This is a genomic window from Serratia sp. LTN-2 (assembly GCF_059740205.1).
The window spans coordinates 172,594-185,690 of the sequence record NZ_JCAXDO010000008.1; the positions used below are offsets into that span (position 1 = coordinate 172,594).

The following is a 13,097-nucleotide window of genomic DNA, read 5'->3' on the forward strand; positions in this document are numbered from 1 at the left end:
ATCCTTGGGCGAGCAACCGTTTACGCCGATATCTTTCGCCATTACCGAGCGGATGAAAAGGCAATAACGTGCTATCACCCGAATAAATTATGTTAAATTCGAAAAAATTGATGCAATTCGTCCGCTAATCTGCGAAAAATCTTAATCGACTGACGCCGGACCGATTCCAGCTAAGCTCTTGTAAAAAATAGGCCAATGTTTTTCACCTGCGGTGGATGCTGCCAGGTGCGCATTAAATTTCGATAAGAGGAGGGATCCCTTGACGGACCTGATGAATTTTATAAACAACATTTTGTGGGGGTCGGTGCTGATTTATCTGCTGCTTGGCACCGGCATTTACTTCACGTTGCGCACCCGCTTTATTCAGCTCCGCCACTTCAGCCACATGTTCTCGGTGTTGAAAAACAGCAATAAAAGCGACAGCGCCGGCATCTCCTCTTTCCAGGCGCTGTGCACCACGCTGGCCGCGCGCGTCGGCACCGGCAATCTGACCGGCGTCGCCATCGCCCTGACCGCCGGCGGCCCCGGCGCCATCTTCTGGATGTGGGTGGTAGCGTTTATCGGCATGGCCACCTCATTTGTGGAAAGCTCGCTGGCGCAGCTCTACAAAACCAAGGACGATAACGGCAACTACCGCGGCGGCCCGGCCTACTACATGGAAAAAGGCCTTGGCATGCGCTGGATGGGCGTGTTGTTTTCCATTTTCTTGATCATCGCTTTCGGTCTGGTGTTCAACGCCGTACAGGCCAACTCCATCGCGCAGGCCTCCGCCGTCGCCTTCCACTTACAGCCGCTGCATGTCGGCATCGGCCTGGTGGTGCTGAGCGGCGTGGTGATCTTCGGCGGCATCCGCTCCATCGCCAAAGTGGCCGAGCTGGTGGTGCCACTGATGGCCGGCGCCTACCTGCTGCTGGCCCTCTGGGTGATTGGCCATAACATCGAACACATGCCGGCGATCCTGACGCTGATCTTCAAAAGCGCCTTCGGCCTGCAGGAAGCCGCGGCAGGCGCGGTCGGTTACGGCATTTCTCAGGCGATGACTCAGGGCGTGCAGCGCGGTCTGTTCTCCAACGAAGCCGGCATGGGATCGGCGCCCAACGCCGCGGCGTCCGCCTCGCCTTATCCGCCGCATCCCGCCTCACAGGGCTACGTGCAAATGCTCGGGGTGTTTATCGATACCATCGTCATCTGCAGCGCCACCGCGGCGATCATCCTCTCCTCCGGCATTCTCGATCAGCCGACCGACAGCATCAGCGGCATCGATCTGACCCAGCGCGCGCTGTCGACCGCCGTCGGCAGTTGGGGCGCGCCGTTCGTCGCCATCGCCATCTTCTTCTTCGCCTTTACCTCGATCATCGCCAACTACGCCTATGCCGAGAGCAACCTGGTGTTCCTCGAGCACAACCACCCGGGCGGCCTGCTGATCTTCCGCTGCGTGGCGCTGGGCATGGTGATGTTCGGCGCGCTGGCGGAGCTGCCGCTGGTGTGGAAAATGGCGGATACCTCCATGGCATTGATGGCGATCACCAACCTGACGGCGATCCTGCTACTGTCGCGGGTGGCGCTGAAGCTGGCCGACGATTACCACCGTCAGCGCCGCCTGGGCAAACTGCCGACCTTCGATGCCAACCGCTACCCGGAGCTGAAGTCGCAGCTGGAGCCGGGCGTGTGGGACGATCAACAGCCGCCGCGCTGAATTTTCCGGGGCGTGTGCGATGCGCGCCCCGCCTATTGGACCGATTGCCCCTTTTTTCCGCGCTTTTTGCTACAGTATGCGCACTTGGATAAACAGGATCTGGCCATGCTCGTTATTATTTCCCCTGCAAAAACGCTCGATTACGAAAGCCCGCTGGCGACACAACGCTTCACGCAGCCCGAACTGCTGGACAAGTCTCAGCGGCTTATCAAAATTTGCCGCGAGCTGACGCCGGCGCAAATCGCCAGCCTGATGAGCATCAGCGACAAGCTGGCCGGGCTCAACGCCGCGCGCTTTAGCGAATGGCAGCCGAAATTTACCCCGGACAACGCCCGCCAGGCGCTGCTGGCCTTCAAGGGCGATGTTTATACCGGCCTGCAGGCGCAGGATTTCAACGAAGCCGATTTCGACTTCGCCCAACAGCATTTGCGCATGCTGTCCGGCCTGTATGGCGTGCTGCGCCCGCTCGATCTGATGATGCCGTACCGGCTGGAGATGGGCATCAAGCTGGAAAACCCGAAAGGCAAAGACCTGTACAGCTTCTGGGGCGATCAGATCACCCAAAAACTCAACGAAGCGCTGGAGCAGCAGGGCGACGACGTGGTGGTCAACCTGGCGTCCGACGAGTATTTCAAGGCGGTGAAGCCGGCCAAACTGCATGGCGCGCTGATCAAGCCGGTGTTCCTCGACGAGAAGAACGGCAAGTACAAGGTCATCAGCTTCTACGCCAAAAAAGCGCGCGGGTTGATGAGCCGCTTTATCATCAAAAACCGCCTGACGCGCAGCGAACAGCTGGTGGACTTCAATCTGGAAGGCTACGCCTTCGACGAAGCCGCCTCGCAGGGCAACGAGCTGGTGTTCAAACGCCCGGAACAGGCATAAAAAAAGCCGTCGCAAGACGGCTTTTCGCATTTTAGCCGGCCGAACGTCAGGCCGGCAGCCCCATCAGGAATTTGCGCAGCTCGCCGAAATTGGCCGGCAGCGTGTGCGACAGCAGCGGCAGATCGGCCCGCAGCGCCAGCGCTTTCGGCAACGGCAGTTCCTGGCCGAGGATCGCTTCCACGCTCTCTTTAAACTTGGCCGGATGCGCGGTGCCGAGGAACAGCCCGAACTCCCCTTCCTGCAGCTGATCGCGCAGCGCGCGGTAAGCGATGGCCGCATGCGGTTCGGAGATATAGCCCAGCTCAGCCAGTTCACGCATGGTGTCTTGGGTGGTCTCATCGCTGACCGCCGCGTGCCCCAGCTCTTTCAGTTGCCAGACCTTACGACGGAACAGCTCCTCCACGCGCGGCCAGTTGTTTGGCTGGCTCACGTCCATGGCGTTGGACAGCGTCGCTACCGTGGCGTGCGGCTGCCACTGGCCGCTGGTCAGGAAGCGCGGCACGGTGTCGTTGGCGTTGGTCGCGGCGATGAAGCGCTTCACCGGCAGGCCCAGCGATTTGGCCAGCAACCCGGCGGTCAGATCGCCGAAGTTGCCGCTCGGCACCGAAATCACCAGCTGATTGCGCGCTTCCTGCGGCAACTGCGCCACCGCTTCGAAGTAGTAGCAGATCTGCGCCAGCAAGCGGCTGATGTTGATCGAGTTGGCCGAGTTCAGGTGCAGCGCCTCTTTCAACTCCTGATCGTCGAACGCCTGCTTCACCAGCGCCTGGCAGGCGTCGAAATCGCCGTCGATCGCCACGGTGTGAATATTGCCGCCCAGGGTGCAGAACAGCTTTTCCTGCAGCGGGCTGATTTTGCCCTGCGGGTAGAGGATCACCACCCGAACGTTCTTCAGGCCATAGAAGGCGTGCGCCACGGCAGCGCCGGTGTCGCCGGAGGTGGCGGTCAAAATGGTCACCGGCTGATCGCCGGCCACTTCCGCCAGCATCTGCGCCATAAAGCGGCCGCCGAAGTCTTTGAACGCCAGCGTCGGGCCGTGGAACAGCTCCAGGCAAGAGACATCCTCGGTCACTTTCGCTACCGGTGCCGGAAACTCAAAGGCGGCCTGCACGCGTTTTTTCAGCGCCGCCTCCGGCACTTCTTCGCCAATAAAGGCCGACAGAATGCGGCTGCTACGGGTGACAAAGTCCTGCTCCAGCAGTTGGTCAATCTCGGTCAGTTCGAACTCCGGCAGCTCCAGCGGGAAGAACAGCCCCTGCTGCTTGCCCAGGCCTTGTTTGATCGCCTGCGCGAAGCTGACCTGCTCGTTGTGATCCTTAAGGTTGTACAGTTTCATGCGTTATCCCAGTAGTCGAGCGCCTGCGGTATCCAGACGGCAAATATGAACAAAACCTTCGTCGTTTTGCAGATAGTGTTGTTGCAGCCAGGCGGCCATGCGTTGCGCGGTGGCGCCGTCGTTGCAGACGGCGAACAGCGTCGGGCCGGAGCCGGAGATGCCGCAGGCCAGCGCGCCGATCTCCTGCGCCGCCTTGCGCGCTTCGGCGAAGCCCGGCAGCAGCCGGGTGCGGTACGGTTCGGCGATCACGTCCTTCATCAATTTGGCGGCCAGCTGTGGCTGCCGGGTGTGGCAGGCGTGAATAAAGCCGGCCAGATAACGGCCATGGCTGATGCAATCCTGGCGGCGGTACTGCGCGGGTAAAATGGCGCGCGCTTCGGCGGTGGAGACCTTGATGCCCGGATAGGCCATCACCCACAGCCAATCGTCGAAGCACGGCACTTCCTGGCTGATAATGCCGTCTTCTTCCAGCATCAGCTGCAGACCGCCCAGGTAGCAAGGCGCTACGTTGTCGTAATGCACGCTGCCGGAAATGCGCCCTTCCAGCTCGCCCATCAACCCGAGCATTGTGTTTTTGTCCAGCGGGCGATCGCAGTATTCGTTCATCGCCATCAGCCCGGCGACCACCGAACAGGCGCTGGAACCCAGCCCCGAACCGATCGGCATGTTCTTTTCCAAACGCATCGCCACCGGTACTTCGCGGCCGATCTCCTGGCAGAAACGCTCCCAGCATTGATAGACGATGTTCTCTTTCGGATCGGCCGGCAGCTTGCTGACGAAGCGCCCGGCGTTTTGCAGACTGAACGTCTCGGCGGCTTCCACGCTGACGCAGTCGCCCAGCAGCGTGCCGTCGATCGGCGAAACCGCCGCGCCCAGCACATCAAAACCGACGCTGACGTTACCGATCGAGGCCGGTGCATACACCTTAACCATATTAAACTCCCAACTTCCATGACAGTGTGCGCAGCAGATCGGCGAACACGCCCGCTGCGGTCACATCGTTACCGGCGCCGTAGCCGCGCAGCACCAGCGGCAGCGGCTGATAGTAGCGGCTGTAGAAGGCCAGCGCGTTCTCGCCGTTCTTCACTTTATACAACGGATCGTTGCCGTCCACCGCCTCAATACGCACCTTGCAGCGCCCTTCGTCGATCAGGCCGACATAGCGCAGCACCTTGCCTTGCTCGGCGGCGTTGGCCACGTTGCGCGCGAACTCTTTATCCAGTTCCGGCAACCGCGCCAGGAACTGATCCACGTCGCCCGTGGCGTCGAAGGACGGCGGCAGCACCGGCTCGACCTCGATATCGCTCAGCTCCAGTTTGTAACCGGCCTCGCGCGCCAGGATCAGCAGCTTGCGCGCCACGTCCATACCGGACAGATCGTCACGCGGATCCGGCTCCGTGTAACCGTTGGCCCGGGCCTGCAGAGTCGCCGTCGACAGCGACAACCCTTCGTCCAGCTTGCCGAAGATAAAGGACAGCGAACCGGACAGGATGCCAGAGAAACGCACCAGCTCATCGCCGGCGTTCAGCAGGTTTTGCAGGTTCTCGATCACCGGCAGACCGGCGCCGACGTTGGTATCGTACAGGAACTTGCGATGCGAACCGGCGGCGGCCGCGCGCAGTTGCTGATAATAGTTCATCGACGAGGTGTTAGCCTTTTTGTTCGGCGTCACCACGTGGAAGCCGTCCGCCAGGAAGTCCGCGTATTGATCGGCCACCGCCTGGCTGGAGGTGCAGTCGACGATCACCGGGTTCAGCAGGTGATATTCTTTCACCAGCCGGATCAGGCGGCCGAGATTGAACGGCTCCTGCGCGCCGGCCAGCTCGTCGCGCCAGCTGTCCAGCGCGATGCCGTGCACGTTGGTCAGCATCACGCGCGAGTTGGCGATGCCGCACACCCGCAGATCGATATGCTTTTGCTTCAGCCACGGCTGCTGGCGGTAGATCTGCTCGATCAACGCCCCGCCGACGCCGCCGACGCCGATGACGAACACTTCGATCACCTGATCGGTATTGAACAGCATCTGGTGGCTGACGCGCACGCCGGTGGTGGCGGAGTCATTGCTGACCACCACCGAGATTGAGCGCTCGGAAGACCCCTGGGCGATGGCGACGATATTGATGTTGGCGCGCGCCAGCGCGGAGAAGAAGCGCGCGGAGATGCCGCGCAGGGTGCGCATGCCGTCGCCGACCACCGAGATGATCGCCAGGCGTTCCATCACATCCAGCGGATCCAGCACGCCGTCTTTCAACTCCAGATAAAACTCCTCTTCCAGCGCGCGACGGGCGCGCTGCAGCTCGCCTTGCGGCACGCAGAAGCTGATGCTGTATTCGGAAGAGGACTGGGTGATCAGCACCACCGAAATGCCGGCGCGCGACATCACGGCGAACACTCGGGCGGCCATGCCGACCATGCCTTTCATGCCCGGCCCGGAGACGTTGATCATCGCCATGTTGTTCAGGTTGGTGATGCCTTTCACCGGCATCGCGTCATCGGTGCCGTCCTGACCGATCAGCGTGCCGGGGGCCTGCGGGTTGGAGGTGTTTTTAATCAGGCAAGGGATTTGGAACTGGGCAATCGGCGTGATGGTGCGGGGGTGCAATACTTTGGCGCCGAAATAGGAGAGCTCCATCGCCTCTTGGTACGACATCGATTTCAGCAACCTGGCGTCTGGCACGGTGCGCGGATCGCAGGTATAAACGCCGTCGACGTCGGTCCAGATCTCGCAACAGTCGGCGCGCAGGCAGGCGGCCAACACCGCGGCAGAATAGTCGGAGCCGTTGCGGCCCAGCACTACCAGCTCGCCCTTGTCGTTACCGGCAGTGAAACCGGCCATCAGCACGATGTGGTCAGCCGGGATCGCCGCAGCAGCGATGCGCAGCGTGGATTCGGCGATGTCCACGGTGGACTCCAGGTAGTGGCCCTGCGCCAGCAGTTTCTCCACCGGATTGATTACCGTGACCGGGTAGCCCTTGGCGCGGAACACCCCTTCCATGATGGCGATGGAGAGCTTTTCGCCGCGGCAGATGATCGCCGCATTGACGCTATCCGGGCACTGCCCCAGCAGCGAGACGCCGTGCAGCACTTGCTTGAGCTGCGCGAATTCCTGCTCGACCATGCCTTTCAGGCGATCGTACTCAAAGCCCGGCAGCGCCTGCGCCAGGCCGCTCAGCAGGTCGGCAAAGATCCGCTCTGCGTCGCTGATATTCGGCAGAATGTCCTGACCCGCCACCGTTTTTTCGATCATCGCCACCAGATGGTTGGTGATCTTTGCGGGGGCGGACAAGACCGTGGCTACCTGTCCCTGACGCGCGTTACTCTCCATGATGTCGGCGACGCGCAGAAAACGTTCTGCATTCGCTACCGAGGTTCCGCCAAATTTCAGCACTCGCATTTGTGATCTCTCCGAATTTAAGCCGAAAAAAAAGCCCGCACTGATTAGGTGCGGGCTTTTTTCTGTGTTTCCTGTGCGCGTCAGCCCGCCCCGTTACCTGTGGTATCGGTGGTGGTAATAATTGTGGTATTCAGGCTGATGTTGCGCATGTTGTCTGTCTGTCTCATGAAATGTTCTGTCCCCTCTATTGGTTAAAGCAATCGCTATCCCAAGTCAAACGATTTCTTTTTTTTGCTTATTTTCCGTTCAACGGCATCATTGCGCGATATCGCAGGTAAAAAGCAAGATGACAGAACAAAAACACGACTTAGCGGCAATTTACCAGTAGATCACACTGAGTAACCACCTGATGTAGCCGCTATCACTTGGCGAGTTTTTTTTCGATGTCGTGCAGCAGCGTATGCAACATCGCCGTATCTCGCTGTTGCAGCGCACCGAGGCGCTGATGCAGCCAGTCGCGCAATTTTTGATCGTCGCCGACATCCAGGGTATTCAACAAAGCATCGGCGCGGCGGCGCAGCGCCTTGAGTTGCCCTTCCGACGCCGTGGTTTCCGGCGCCGTGCTGACGCCCATCAGGCTCGCCAGTTGGTAGCAGTACACCATCACCGCCTGCCCCAGGTTAAGCGACGGGTAATCCGCCTGCATCGGCACGCCGGTCAGCAAATCCGCCAGCGCCAGCTCTTCGTTGGTCAAGCCGGAATCCTCACGGCCAAACACCAACGCGGCCTGGCCGACCCATTGCCGGCGCTCGCTCAGCTGTTCCAGCAGTTCAGGCGGCGTGCAGTAGTAGTGAAAACGCGCGCGGCTGCGGGCGGTGGTGGCGACGGTGAAATCCACGTCCGCCAGCGCCTGTTCCAGCGTGGCGAACGTTTGCACGCCGTCGAGGATCTCGCCGGCCCCGTGTGCCACCCAGCGCGCCGCCGGCTGCAGATGTGCCTCGCTGTCGACGATGCGCAACGAAGCGAAGCCCATGGTTTTCATCGCGCGCGCCGCCGCGCCGACGTTTTCCGGCCGCGCCGGAGCCACTAAAACAATATGAAGCTGCATCACTCATCCACCGAAGGCGAGCCTGCGTTTTTGACGATGGCGCAGCGCCCGCTTATATTTACAATTGCGTAACAATAAACGCGTTAATAGCAACAAACAAGGTTAAACGGCTCGTTGAGCTAATAAACCCGTCGTAATAGTCATTATTCGTGCTTATGTTTTACCTCATTTATTTATCAATGAGTTAAAACAACACGATGATCAATAAGCGAATAATTGTATCCTATCGCACGAGATAATGCTGAATCGTTCACAGAATTTGAGGTTCTGTGACTTAAACTGGCATTTCTGTAAGTGTTTTTCACAAATCTGTTAACGTGCTACAATTGAATTTGATATATGTCAACAAAGCGTAGTTTTGTTGGGTGATGAATTCGGCACGCGCTGTTATATTGCTGTTAATGGGGTTAGGATATGCGCCGTTTTGGCACCTCAGGGGTTGTAGGGAACGGCATCCCCACCAAGCTAGCGATCTTGTTGACATGAGATGGAAAGTGCATCAAGAACGAGTTTACGTACTTTAGTCATTTGCTGAGAGGGAACGTGGCGCTATCTCTGCCCTCCTCTAAGAAAACAGAGACTTCTGTACTTCCGATTTTCTATTTTGTTGGCAATTTTAGGTAGCAAATATGCAGACCCCGCACATTCTGATTGTCGAAGACGAGTTAGTCACTCGTAACACCCTGAAGAGCATTTTCGAGGCGGAAGGCTACATTGTTCATGAAGCCAATGATGGTGCAGAGATGCACAATATCCTGTCCGAAAATGATATCAATCTGGTCATCATGGACATCAACCTGCCGGGCAAAAACGGCCTGCTGTTGGCGCGCGAACTGCGCGAACAGGCCAGCGTTGCCCTGATGTTCCTGACCGGTCGCGATAACGAAGTGGACAAAATCCTCGGCCTGGAAATCGGCGCCGACGATTACATCACTAAACCGTTCAACCCGCGTGAGCTGACTATCCGCGCGCGCAACCTGCTGTCGCGCACCATGAATCTGGGCAGCCTCGGTGAAGAGCGTCGCCTGGTCGAGAGCTACAAGTTCAACGGCTGGGAGCTGGACATCAACAGCCGCTCGCTGATCAGCCCGGCAGGCGAACAGTATAAGCTGCCGCGCAGCGAATTCCGCGCCATGCTGCACTTCTGCGAAAACCCGGGCAAGATCCAATCCCGTGGCGAACTGCTGAAGAAGATGACCGGTCGCGAGCTGAAGCCGCATGACCGCACCGTAGACGTCACCATCCGCCGCATTCGCAAGCACTTCGAATCGACGCCGGACACGCCGGAGATCATCGCCACCATTCACGGCGAAGGTTACCGCTTCTGCGGCGATCTGGAAGAGTAATTCCAGCCTGCCGTCATGAAAACGGGGTTCAGCATGCTGAACCCCGTTTTTTTATTTCGTCTCAGCCCACGGCATGATCGGCACCGCGCTCAGCGCGTTCTTCGGCGAACCGTCGATCACCTTGTCGGAGTAGCTCAGGTAAATCAGCGAATTGCGCTTGGCGTCGTAGAAACGCACCACCTGCAGCTTTTTGAATACCAGCGAAGTGCGTTTCTGGAATACCACATCGCCTTCCGCCTTGCCGTTTTTGATCTTGTCGCTCAGCTCGATAGGCCCCACCTGCTGGCAGGAAATGGCCGCGTCGGCGGTATCTTCCGCCAGCCCCAGGCCGCCTTTGATGCCACCGGTTTTGGCGCGACTGATATAACAAGTTACATTTTTAACATCAGGATCGTCGAACGCCTCCACCACGATTTTGTGGTCCGGCCCCAACAATTTAAACACCGTATCAACGGAACCGACCTGCTCCGCCTGTGCGCTACCCAGGGTTGCGCAAACCAAACCGAATAATAATATCCAGCTTTTTTTCATTTACTTAACTCCGATATAACCATGCCGTGAAAATAGGCTCGGCGATCACCATTATTTATGTCTAAGCTCACGGAATCGGGTTTTTACGGGTCCGCACCGTCCGTTTTAGCACAGAGCGTGACAAAAATCTTTGAGAGTCGCGGAGGAAAAAAATTGCTATGATGCGGCGTCGTTATTTCTTTGCGCCCACTACGGTGTACCCCAATCCAACTCTGGCGCGGCATGCGCAGCAGAGGCAAAGAGTGCAACGCATAATGGCTCATGGATCGGTCTGATAGCGCAGCACCAGCGTGACGAATCAACAGTTCGGGTTCCTACCCCCAAGCTTTACGAGGAAGATCTATGGATCAAGCCGGTATCATTCGTGATCTGCTTAGCTGGCTGGAAAGCCATTTGGACCAACCCTTGTCGCTGGATAACGTAGCGGCCAAGGCCGGCTACTCCAAATGGCACCTGCAACGGATGTTCAAAGATATTACCGGTAATGCCATCGGTGCTTACATCCGGGCAAGGAGGCTGTCCAAAGCCGCCGTCGCGCTGCGTCTGACCGGCCGGCCGATTTTGGATATCGCCCTGCAATATCGCTTCGACTCACAGCAGACCTTCACCCGCGCCTTCAAAAAACAGTTTGCGCAAACGCCGGCGCTCTACCGCCGTGCCGAGGACTGGAACGCGTTCGGCATCTGCCCGCCGATCCGTCTGGGAGCCTTCACCCTGCCGCAGCCGGAGTTCGTCTCGTTGCCGGATAAGCAGCTGGTCGGCCTGACCCAAAGCTACTCCTGTACGCTGGAACAGATCACCACCGTGCGCACCGAATTGCGCTCGCAGTTCTGGCGCCAGTTCCTCGGGGACGTAGAAACCCTGCCGCCGGTGCTGTACGGGCTGCATCACTCACGCCCGAGCCAGGAGAAGGACGACGAGCAGGAAGTGCTGTACACCACGGCGCTGGAGCCGGATCAGGTGCCGGAAAAGGTACAGGACGGCCAGCCACTGGTGCTGCCGGGCGGCGAGTTTGCCATGTTCAGCTATGAAGGGCCTACCGAGGGTCTGCAAGATTTTATTCTGACGGTCTACGGCACCTGCCTGCCGGCGCTCAAACTGACGCGCCGCAAAGGGCACGACATCGAACGTTTCTATCCGAAAGGCGAGCGCCGTCCACATCAGGCGCCTATCGAGATCAAGTGCGATTACCTGATCCCGATTCGGCGTTAACGCTGCAGTTCGTCCAACGCGGGCATGTCCAGATGCGTGACATCGCCCGCCGTTTCAACGATCCAGCCGGAAGCCAGCCACGGGCTTTGCTGGTGGTCGACGCGCGACAGTGAGCAGTTGCGCAAGCGCAAACGGCGTTCCGCATAGGCCGGCAGCCCCAACACCGTACTGATCAAACACCCCAACGCGATGCCATGGCTGACGAGCAGCGGCTTGCTGCCTTCCGGCAGCATCAGGCAGCTCTCCAGCGCGGCGCGCATGCGCTCGCCCAGCTCCTCCATGGATTCGCCTTGAGGGATGCGGCCGTCAGGAGTACCATCGACCATCTGTTTGCGCCACTGTTCTTCCTGCGGCGTCAAACTGTCGATCAGGCGTTCTTCCAGAACCCCCATGTGCAGCTCACGCAAACGCGGATCGCAAATCACTTCGCAGCCGCAGGCTTCGGCGATGATCTGCGCGGTGCGGCGCGTGCGCCCCAGATCGCTGGTAATGACGTGCGTGATGCCTTCCTTGCTGACGCGCCTGGCGACCAGGCGAGCCTGGTGCTCACCCATGGCGGTTAACGGGCTGTCGGACTGACCCTGGATGCGGCGAGCCGCGTTCCATTCCGTTTCGCCATGGCGAACGAGGTATACCTGTAACATTTTTGTTTTCCGTTATACTGCGTGAAATTTGCGTTTATCCCCGGCCCGGCGGCGCTGTTGCCGCTGCCCGGCGTATCGGCCAGAAGGATATCAAACCCGTTATGTACCATGTTGTCGCTGCAACTACCAACCCGGCAAAGATCAAGGCTATTCAGTTGGCCTTCGATGACGTCTTTGGCGCGGACCAGTACCGCATTGAATCCGTCGACGTCGCCAGCGGCGTCTCGCTGCAGCCGATAGGCAATCACGAAACCCGCACCGGCTCGCGTCAACGCGTGATGGAAGCGCGCCAGGTCAGGCCCGAGGCCGATTTTTGGGTCGGCGTGGAAGCCGGGATTGAAGAGAATATGACCTTCGCCTGGATGACCGTCGAGAACCCGCACATCCGCGGCGAATCCCGCTCGGCGAGCCTGATGCTGCCGGAAGTCATCTTACAGGGTATTCGCGACGGCCGCGAATTAGGCAGCGAAATGGCGGCGATCACCGGTAACGCCGAGGTGAAGCGTCAGGGCGGTGCCATCGGCGTCTTCACCGACGGCCGGCTGAGCCGCACCAGCGTTTACCATCAAGCGTTGCTGCTGGCGCTGGTGCCGTTCCACAACGCCATCTATCAGCAATAGCGCAGAGCCTGCTAGGGCGCATCGTGCAGCAGCTGTTGCTCAAGCCACTGTTTCAGCGCGGGCGACGCCGCTTTCAGGCTGTTCGAACCGCGGGTGATGGTGGCGATCCCCGCGCCCAGTTCATTTTTCAGCTCGCGTTGGCTCATCTCGCCGCGCATCAATTCCTGAATGATCCGTACCCGGGTGCCCAGCGCGGTGCGTTCGTCCGGCGTCAGCATCAGCTGCAACAGCGGTTGATGCAGTTCTTGCGCAAACGAATTCTGCAGCAGCGCGACGAAGCGCAGCCAATCCTCATTGCCTTGTTCTGAAAGAGCGGGGTCGTTTAACGATAATTGCGTCATGGCAGCCACCATACTATTTAACTAGTACAGCAGCATACCATAGGGCC

Annotated in this window: 13 protein-coding genes and 1 other annotated feature; of the genes, 5 read left to right on the plus strand and 8 right to left on the minus strand. The window is 59.0% G+C overall.

The features are described 5' to 3' along the window. The first annotated feature begins 259 nt into the window (after positions 1–259). On the plus strand, positions 260–1,696 hold the full coding sequence (locus tag AC6BYQ_RS16845; RefSeq protein ID WP_063918135.1) for an alanine/glycine:cation symporter family protein: 1,437 nt from the start codon (positions 260–262) through the stop codon (positions 1,694–1,696). Positions 1,697–1,801: 105 nt separating this feature from the next. Continuing rightward, on the plus strand, positions 1,802–2,578 hold the full coding sequence (yaaA, locus tag AC6BYQ_RS16850; RefSeq protein ID WP_025159625.1) for a peroxide stress protein YaaA: 777 nt from the start codon (positions 1,802–1,804) through the stop codon (positions 2,576–2,578). A 46-nt stretch (positions 2,579–2,624) separates the two neighbouring features. On the opposite strand, the gene thrC is transcribed toward yaaA, so the two are convergent. The 5 genes from thrC to AC6BYQ_RS16875 form a co-directional block, all read right to left on the minus strand. Then, complete coding sequence (gene thrC, locus AC6BYQ_RS16855; protein WP_063918134.1) at positions 2,625–3,914, minus strand: threonine synthase; 1,290 nt, start codon at positions 3,912–3,914, stop codon at positions 2,625–2,627. Between the two features lie 3 nt (positions 3,915–3,917). After that, positions 3,918–4,847, minus strand: a complete 930-nt coding sequence (thrB, locus tag AC6BYQ_RS16860; protein ID WP_063918133.1) for a homoserine kinase — start codon at positions 4,845–4,847, stop codon at positions 3,918–3,920. Between the two features lies 1 nt (position 4,848). Next, positions 4,849–7,308 (minus strand): bifunctional aspartate kinase/homoserine dehydrogenase I, encoded by a 2,460-nt coding sequence (thrA, locus tag AC6BYQ_RS16865; RefSeq protein WP_498057240.1) that lies wholly within the window; start codon positions 7,306–7,308, stop codon positions 4,849–4,851. 24 nt (positions 7,309–7,332) lie between these two features. Beyond that, positions 7,333–7,450: a sequence feature (Thr leader region), on the minus strand. Further along, positions 7,389–7,475, minus strand: coding sequence for a thr operon leader peptide (thrL, locus tag AC6BYQ_RS16870; protein ID WP_071532847.1), 87 nt, complete (start codon positions 7,473–7,475; stop codon positions 7,389–7,391). It overlaps the preceding feature by 62 nt. 194 nt (positions 7,476–7,669) lie before the next feature. Beyond that, complete coding sequence (locus tag AC6BYQ_RS16875) at positions 7,670–8,356, minus strand: tRNA/rRNA methyltransferase (protein WP_019455011.1); 687 nt, start codon at positions 8,354–8,356, stop codon at positions 7,670–7,672. 629 nt (positions 8,357–8,985) lie between these two features. On the opposite strand from AC6BYQ_RS16875, the gene arcA reads away from it, so the two are divergent. Continuing rightward, complete coding sequence (gene arcA / locus AC6BYQ_RS16880; RefSeq protein ID WP_004933003.1) at positions 8,986–9,702, plus strand: two-component system response regulator ArcA; 717 nt, start codon at positions 8,986–8,988, stop codon at positions 9,700–9,702. Positions 9,703–9,753: 51 nt separating this feature from the next. Here arcA and creA read toward each other — a convergent pair whose 3' ends face one another. After that, positions 9,754–10,233 (minus strand): protein CreA, encoded by a 480-nt coding sequence (creA, locus tag AC6BYQ_RS16885; RefSeq protein ID WP_019455010.1) that lies wholly within the window; start codon positions 10,231–10,233, stop codon positions 9,754–9,756. A 342-nt stretch (positions 10,234–10,575) separates the two neighbouring features. Between creA and robA the strand changes: the two genes are divergently transcribed. Beyond that, positions 10,576–11,445 (plus strand): MDR efflux pump AcrAB transcriptional activator RobA, encoded by an 870-nt coding sequence (gene robA / locus AC6BYQ_RS16890; RefSeq protein ID WP_019455009.1) that lies wholly within the window; start codon positions 10,576–10,578, stop codon positions 11,443–11,445. On the opposite strand, the gene gpmB is transcribed toward robA, so the two are convergent. Continuing rightward, on the minus strand, positions 11,442–12,089 hold the full coding sequence (gpmB, locus tag AC6BYQ_RS16895) for a 2,3-diphosphoglycerate-dependent phosphoglycerate mutase GpmB (RefSeq protein WP_019455008.1): 648 nt from the start codon (positions 12,087–12,089) through the stop codon (positions 11,442–11,444). The two genes, robA and gpmB, sit on opposite strands and share 4 nt — an antisense overlap. Before the next feature lie 101 nt (positions 12,090–12,190). On the opposite strand from gpmB, the gene yjjX reads away from it, so the two are divergent. Beyond that, positions 12,191–12,709, plus strand: a complete 519-nt coding sequence (yjjX, locus tag AC6BYQ_RS16900) for an inosine/xanthosine triphosphatase (RefSeq protein ID WP_025159624.1) — start codon at positions 12,191–12,193, stop codon at positions 12,707–12,709. 11 nt (positions 12,710–12,720) lie between these two features. On the opposite strand, the gene trpR is transcribed toward yjjX, so the two are convergent. Beyond that, positions 12,721–13,050 (minus strand): trp operon repressor, encoded by a 330-nt coding sequence (gene trpR / locus AC6BYQ_RS16905; RefSeq protein ID WP_016929152.1) that lies wholly within the window; start codon positions 13,048–13,050, stop codon positions 12,721–12,723. Positions 13,051–13,097: the final 47 nt, after the last annotated feature.

Bases quoted from the DNA above. Each gene is read 5' to 3' on its own strand.
- AC6BYQ_RS16875 (WP_019455011.1), bottom strand. From the start codon at position 8,356: ATGCAGCTTCATATTGTTTTAGTGGCTCCGGCGCGGCCGGAAAACGTC.
- thrC (WP_063918134.1), bottom strand. From the start codon at position 3,914: ATGAAACTGTACAACCTTAAGGATCACAACGAGCAGGTCAGCTTCGCG.
- yjjX (WP_025159624.1), top strand. From the start codon at position 12,191: ATGTACCATGTTGTCGCTGCAACTACCAACCCGGCAAAGATCAAGGCT.
- yaaA (WP_025159625.1), top strand. From the start codon at position 1,802: ATGCTCGTTATTATTTCCCCTGCAAAAACGCTCGATTACGAAAGCCCG.
- thrB (WP_063918133.1), bottom strand. From the start codon at position 4,847: ATGGTTAAGGTGTATGCACCGGCCTCGATCGGTAACGTCAGCGTCGGT.
- robA (WP_019455009.1), top strand. From the start codon at position 10,576: ATGGATCAAGCCGGTATCATTCGTGATCTGCTTAGCTGGCTGGAAAGC.
- creA (WP_019455010.1), bottom strand. From the start codon at position 10,233: ATGAAAAAAAGCTGGATATTATTATTCGGTTTGGTTTGCGCAACCCTG.
- arcA (WP_004933003.1), top strand. From the start codon at position 8,986: ATGCAGACCCCGCACATTCTGATTGTCGAAGACGAGTTAGTCACTCGT.
- gpmB (WP_019455008.1), bottom strand. From the start codon at position 12,089: ATGTTACAGGTATACCTCGTTCGCCATGGCGAAACGGAATGGAACGCG.
- thrL (WP_071532847.1), bottom strand. From the start codon at position 7,475: ATGAGACAGACAGACAACATGCGCAACATCAGCCTGAATACCACAATT.
- trpR (WP_016929152.1), bottom strand. From the start codon at position 13,050: ATGACGCAATTATCGTTAAACGACCCCGCTCTTTCAGAACAAGGCAAT.
- thrA (WP_498057240.1), bottom strand. From the start codon at position 7,308: ATGCGAGTGCTGAAATTTGGCGGAACCTCGGTAGCGAATGCAGAACGT.